This window comes from Psychrobacter sp. (assembly GCF_018260395.1).
Taxonomy (GTDB): Bacteria; Pseudomonadota; Gammaproteobacteria; order Pseudomonadales; family Moraxellaceae; genus Psychrobacter.
The window spans coordinates 1-6,161 of record NZ_JAGLBC010000014.1 but is presented as its reverse complement, the minus strand read 5'-3'; the positions used below and the strand labels follow the sequence as shown (position 1 = coordinate 6,161).

General features: G+C 40.4%; 4 protein-coding genes. 1 reads left to right on the top strand and 3 read right to left on the bottom strand.

Translation table 11 applies throughout. The features are described from left to right. Nucleotides 1–271 precede the first annotated feature (271 nt). Nucleotides 272–1,546: a 4-aminobutyrate--2-oxoglutarate transaminase gene (gabT, locus tag QZ265_RS02365; RefSeq protein ID WP_296403024.1), complete on the top strand. Its 1,275-nt coding sequence runs from the start codon at nucleotides 272–274 to the stop codon at nucleotides 1,544–1,546. A 135-nt stretch (nucleotides 1,547–1,681) separates the two neighbouring features. Here gabT and QZ265_RS02360 read toward each other — a convergent pair whose 3' ends face one another. From QZ265_RS02360 to QZ265_RS02350, 3 genes are all read right to left on the bottom strand, one after another. Further along, the gene (locus tag QZ265_RS02360) at nucleotides 1,682–3,055 is read right to left on the bottom strand and encodes an NAD-dependent succinate-semialdehyde dehydrogenase (protein ID WP_296403022.1); all 1,374 of its coding nucleotides are present in this window, start codon (nucleotides 3,053–3,055) and stop codon (nucleotides 1,682–1,684) included. 270 nt (nucleotides 3,056–3,325) lie between these two features. After that, nucleotides 3,326–4,666, bottom strand: a complete 1,341-nt coding sequence (locus QZ265_RS02355; RefSeq protein ID WP_296403021.1) for an FAD-binding oxidoreductase — start codon at nucleotides 4,664–4,666, stop codon at nucleotides 3,326–3,328. Nucleotide 4,667: 1 nt separating this feature from the next. Further along, nucleotides 4,668–6,011 carry a glutamine synthetase family protein gene (locus QZ265_RS02350; RefSeq protein WP_296403019.1) on the bottom strand — a complete coding sequence of 448 codons (1,344 nt, stop codon included), beginning with the start codon at nucleotides 6,009–6,011 and terminating at the stop codon, nucleotides 4,668–4,670. Between the last annotated feature and the right edge of the window lie 150 nt (nucleotides 6,012–6,161).

The following is a 6,161-nucleotide window of genomic DNA, read 5'->3' as shown; positions in this document are numbered from 1 at the left end:
TTGTTACTAAATTATATTGCTCAAATTGAAGAGAATGGTTCATTATAGCTAAGTAAGTTAACTAACTTAATTTGGCAGTACTTTATTAGATGATATTTTATTAAGCAGTACTTTATTAGGCAGTGCATTATTAGACAGTTTTATTGTTAGAAGGTAATTTATTAGAAGGTAGTTTATTAAAAGCTACTTTAGAAGACGTTAATTCATTAGATGCTAAAAACTAAATAGATATTAAAAATAAACAGACAACATTTATAACTAGGAAACTATTATGACTACCAATCTTTCTACCAACCAATCATTACTTGAGCGTCGCAAAGCGGTCTTGCCAGCAGGGCTTGGCGTGGCATTTCCAATCTTTGCTGAAAAGGCGAAAAATTCGGAGATTTGGGATACAGATGGCAACCGTTATATTGACTTTGTGGGTGGTATTTCTGTGTTAAATACAGGACACAGTCATCCTAAAATTACCCAGCGGGTTCATGAGCAACTCGATAAGTTTACCCATACTGCAGCTCAAATGATTAATTATGAATGTTATGTGGAACTAGCAGAAAAACTATGCGAAAAAGCACCCATTAGTGGGGCTAAAAAGGCTTTTTTCTTAACGACGGGCGCAGAAGCTGTAGAAAACGCGGTCAAAATTGCAAGGGCTAAAACAGGTCGTCCGGGGATTATTTCATTTGTCGGTGGTTGGCATGGCCGCACTTTACTATGTATGGGTTTAACAGGCAAAGTATTGCCTTACAAAAAGAACTTTGGCCCGATGCCAGCTTCCATATTTCATGCGCTGTTTCCAGCCCCAGAGCTTAATGCAACTGAAGAACAAGCTTTACATAGTTTAGAAATGATTTTTCAAGCTGATATTGATCCCAGTGAAGTGGCTGCGATAATCATTGAGCCGATACAAGGGGAGGGCGGTTTTCATCAATTGACCCCTACATTTGCCAAAGCTTTACGAGATATCTGCGATCTATATGGCATTGTTTTGATATTTGATGAAGTGCAGTGTGGTTTTGCGCGTACAGGCACTTTATTCGCGACTGAACAACTCGGTGTAGAGCCTGACTTGATGACCAGTGCGAAGAGCCTAGCAGGTGGCTATCCTATATCGGCGGTGATAGGTCGAGCTGATATTATGGATGCACCGCAAATGGGCGGTCTAGGAGGTACTTATTCTGGTAATCCTCTTGGGTGTGTGGCGGCATTAGCCGTGATTGAAGTTATTGAAGAGGAGAATTTGCTGGCACGTAGTGTCGAGATTGGCGATAAAATTGCCTCGTTTTTAAAGGATTTGAATGTAAACTGTATTGCAAACATACGTTATAAAGGGGCTATGTTGGCCTTTGATTTAGTCAATAGTAATGGTGAGCCTGATATTGAAGCGACTCTGAATTTAAAGACTAAGGCTTTTGAGAATGGGCTTTTACTTGCCTCGTGTGGTATGTATGGCAATGCTATCAGAGTTATGGTGCCACTGACCGTTGAAGATAGCATTTTACAAGAAGGCTTGAAGATTATTAAAGATATTCTTGTGGAAAGCTAATATTTATTCAAAAGTAGTCTAAGTTGTAGAAATATATTGTTTAGAATAAATAAACCCCATAGATACTACGGGGTTTATTTGTTTAGATTTCAGTATTTAAGTTCAACTGGAATATATATTGAAGTATTAAACACGTTAAGGTTTATCTCGAATAAGTTTATAGTTTAGAAATTCAGTAATACCCAAATGACCCAACTCGCGACCAAAACCAGAACGTTTAACGCCGCCAAATGGCGTATTCGCTTCACTACCTGACGGTGCATTAATAGTCACCATACCGACTTCTAATTCATTTGCGATATGCATTGCCAAATTCTCATCTGTGGTTTGAATAGAAGCGCCCAAACCAAAGGGGACGTCGTTGGCAATTTTAATGGCATCTTCAACATCTTTGGCTTTATAAATAACTGCAACCGGTCCAAATAACTCTTCTTTATACACACTCATTGACGCATCGACATCGGTGAGCACAGCAGGTTTAAACCAAGCACCAGGTTTATCTTTATCAATACCGCCTTCTACCAAGACTGTTGCACCAGCATTGACTGCTTCGTCTAGCTGCTTTTGTAGGTTATCAGCGGCAGCTTTAGAGGATAGAGGCCCAATAAACGTTTTATCTTCAAGGGGATCACCCAAAGTCATTTTCTTAACTGCTGCGGTGAAACCATCAACGAAAGTATCATACACCGACTCAACAACTATCAAGCGTTTCGCTGCATTACATGCTTGCCCCGTATTGCCAAACCGACCTGAGATAGCACCCTTAATGGCCTGTTTAATATCGGCATCGTCGGTCACGATATAAGCATCTGATCCGCCCAGCTCCAATACCACCTTTTTAAGGGCTTTACCAGCTTCTTGTGCCACCGCTTTGCCAGCACGTTCAGAACCTGTTAAAGAAACCCCTTGAACTCGATCATCATGAATAATAGTTGATGCTTGATCATTGGTTGCATAAATGTTGTTATACACACCTTGAGGCACGCCTGCTTGTTGCATAAGATCAACAATTTTTTCAGCTGTATGCGGACACTGCGGCGCATGTTTTAAAAGAATGGTATTACCCGCCATCATATTAGGTGCTGCAAATCGTGCCACTTGATAGTGAGGATAGTTCCAAGGCATGATTCCTAGTAATACGCCAACAGGACGTTTTTCGACAATAGCCGATCCTGTCTTGACCTCTATGGTATTCGGTGCTAACAGCTTTTCAGCATTGTCTGCATAGTAACGATAAATATCTGCTACTAATTCAATTTCTCCTTTGCCTTGAGCAATCGGTTTACCCATTTCAGTGGCCATAATTTTGGCTAAAGCGTCTCTTTGTTCAAGATAGAGGTCTGCAACTTTATGCAATAATTGACTGCGCTCACTCAATGAAGTCTGACGCCAGCTTTGATAAGCAGTGTTTGCCTGTTCAATGGTTTGCTGTATTTCTTGGTCAGTTGCCGTAGGATAGGTGGCTTCCACTTGACCTGTAGCGGGATTAGTCACTTGATAGTCGCTCATGATAGCTCCAGAAGTTTTATTCTAATTAATGTTTAACTATACGGCTTAAAAGGCAACCTTAGTATATGTAATGTTTAGCATAAGTATTACGTTATGTTTTTTATTGAACCCGCTAAGTCATATACCTAATGTCATAATTTAACATTTTATAAGCCTAGCGTATTTTTAATGCGAATAAAGAGATTGTAAAAAATAATATTAAAAAACTAGCGCTAGTTGTTAGCGTAAGTTGTTAGCACTAGTTAGTGGCATTAATTTAATGCAATTAGCCTATAGACCCGTTTTATCCTTTAACGCATACCACCATGATCCCATCATAGAATAGGGCACTCGTAACGCTCGTCCACCTGGAAAAGGAATCCAAGGTATCTTGGCAAAAGCATCAAACTCCTTGGTATTACCATTTATAGCATCAGATAATATCTGACCAAATAGGTGCGATCCTGTGACCCCATGACCGCTATATCCATGCGCAAAATAAACACGGTCATGTAACTTACCCATTTGCGGCACGCGAGAAAAAGACAATGCAAAATTGCCGCTCCAAGCAAAGTCGATTTTGACATCGGCAAGCTCTGGGAATATTTTAACCATGTTGGGTCGTATCTTGGCAGTAATATCAGCAGGGTCTTGACCGCCATACACAGTGCCACCGCCAAATAACATACGTTTATCTGCTGATAGACGATAATAATCAAGAATATAACGCACATCTTCTACACAGACATCTGTCGGTATTAACTGATCAGCTAAAGCTCCCAATGGTTCAGTTGCTATGATTTGGGTAGAAACAGGCATAACACGATCGGTCAATTTTGGGACTACTTTATTGAGATAAGCATTGCCACACAGTACAGCTTGCTGGCAGGTAACAGAGCCATACTCAGTAATCACTTTAATGGCATCATCTCCATACTCTATATCCACCACCAAAGTATTTTCATAAATAATACCGCCCTGTTGCTCAACCGCTGCAGCTTCGCCAAGAGCAAGATTTAACGGGTGAATATGTCCCCCCGAATGATCAATCATACCGCCAATATAAGCATCAGTTTTTACGTGTGTTTGAATGCCTGCTTTATCTAACATTTCACGATCGTGCATGCCGTGACTTTCCCACAGCGCATGCGTCTCTTGTAAGTCTTGTAGCTGACTTTGATTAAAAGCGGCAAATATATTTTTCTGTTTTAAATCACATTTGATATGATAATCAGCGATAAAGCGGCGGATAATCTGGTTACCACGAGTTACCAATTGACCAACAAAATCGGCATTTTGTTGACCATAAGATTTCCTAATTTTTTGCAAACTGGCATTAAGACCATTAACAATCTGACCACCATTTCGACCTGACGCACCCCAGCCAATTTGTGCCCCTTCTAACACAACCACTTCATGACCTGTTTCAACCAAATGCAGGGCAGTAGATAGACCACTATAGCCACCACCTACCACACAGATCTCAGCTTGTATGTCATTTTGCAATTTTGGTCTATCGGGTTTAGGGTTGCGACTGGCAGCATAATAGCTATCAGGATATTGACCTTTGTTTGAATAGTGTTCAATATTGCGTTTATTATTTGAAGGTAACTCGGTTAAGTTAGTAGACATATTAGACATCCTGTAAATAGGTAAGATATTCTAAATTTGTGACTTGCTTAGCAAAACGTATGGCTTCTTGCTTTTTGACGGCGATTAACAGCTCAATCATTTCAGCAGGAAACAAGGACCCCACAACCTCGCTTCTTTCAAATTTGCGAATCGCAGAGAGCCAATCTAAAGGTAGATTTTTTAATTTAAGTTCACTATACGCAATGCTATTAATAGGCTCGGGTGCTTCTAGTTTATTTTCAATACCATAAAGTATGCCTGCCAATACAGCACTACAAACCAAATACGGATTGGCGTCAGCGCCTGACACACGGTGCTCAATACGACGCGCTTTGGAATCGCCGCCAGGTATACGGACAGCTGCCGTACGATTTTCATATCCCCAAGAGATATTATTTGGGGCAAGCGTTCCAGGGGCAAAACGGCGATATGAGTTGACGTGAGGGGCAAACAATAACGTACAATCTGACATGGTTTGAATCAGACCGGCTACCGCATGGCGTAACATATCCGAACCCTCGTCAGTACCGTCGTCAAATATGTTATTGCCGTCTTGATCCAATAAGCTACAGTGAACATGAAAGCCATTACCTGATTGCAGGCCAAAGGGTTTTGCCATAAAAGTAGCAGTAAGACCCATTCGCGTTGCAACCGATTTAACGACTTGTTTAAATAATACTGCATCATCGGCCGCTTTTAGAGGGTCATCAACATGAATCATATTGATCTCAAATTGACCGCAGCCATTTTCAGCCAAAGCGGCATCGACTGGTATATCAAGATTTCTGCACTGTGTATACACCTCATCTAAAAACTCATCGAACTGCAATAAGTCATTAATGCTCAATATGGATGTCTTATTGAGTCTTAAACCGTTTTTGGGACGAATAGGTGATTTTGGTGTCTGTCCTTCTGTGTAATCCACCAAATAAAACTCTAATTCGGTTGCCATAACGGGTGTCAAACCAAGTGCTTTAAATTTTTTGGAAATAAAATCTAAGACGTGTCTCGTATCGCCATAGTAAGGTTTATTGTCTTCGGTATATAACCAAACAGGTAGCATTGACGAAGGTTTATTGGTAGTGGTTATAGGATAAGGCGCACGGCCGGTGGGAAGCGCAATGGCATCAATATCGCCATTGGTTTGTGAGGAGTCAATGACATCAGCTCCCCATATATCGACACTTAAAATAGATAACGGCAGGCGAATACCGCCTTTTTCTACTTTATCGATTTGACTAAAGGGAATACGTTTACCCCGTAGTAAGCCGTTTATATCTCCCGCTGCAACATACACATATTCAGTGTTTAATGACGAATCGAATGATCGACTAGTTGAGTTCATATTATCCAATCCTTTAACTGTTGATGAAACTTTATAACTTTATTAGGTGATAAATGACATTCGGTAATACATTATATTGGGCGTTAAATGACAGTTATTAAATGACGGCTTTTTAAATGGATAGACGCATAATAAATGTCTTTTTTACTA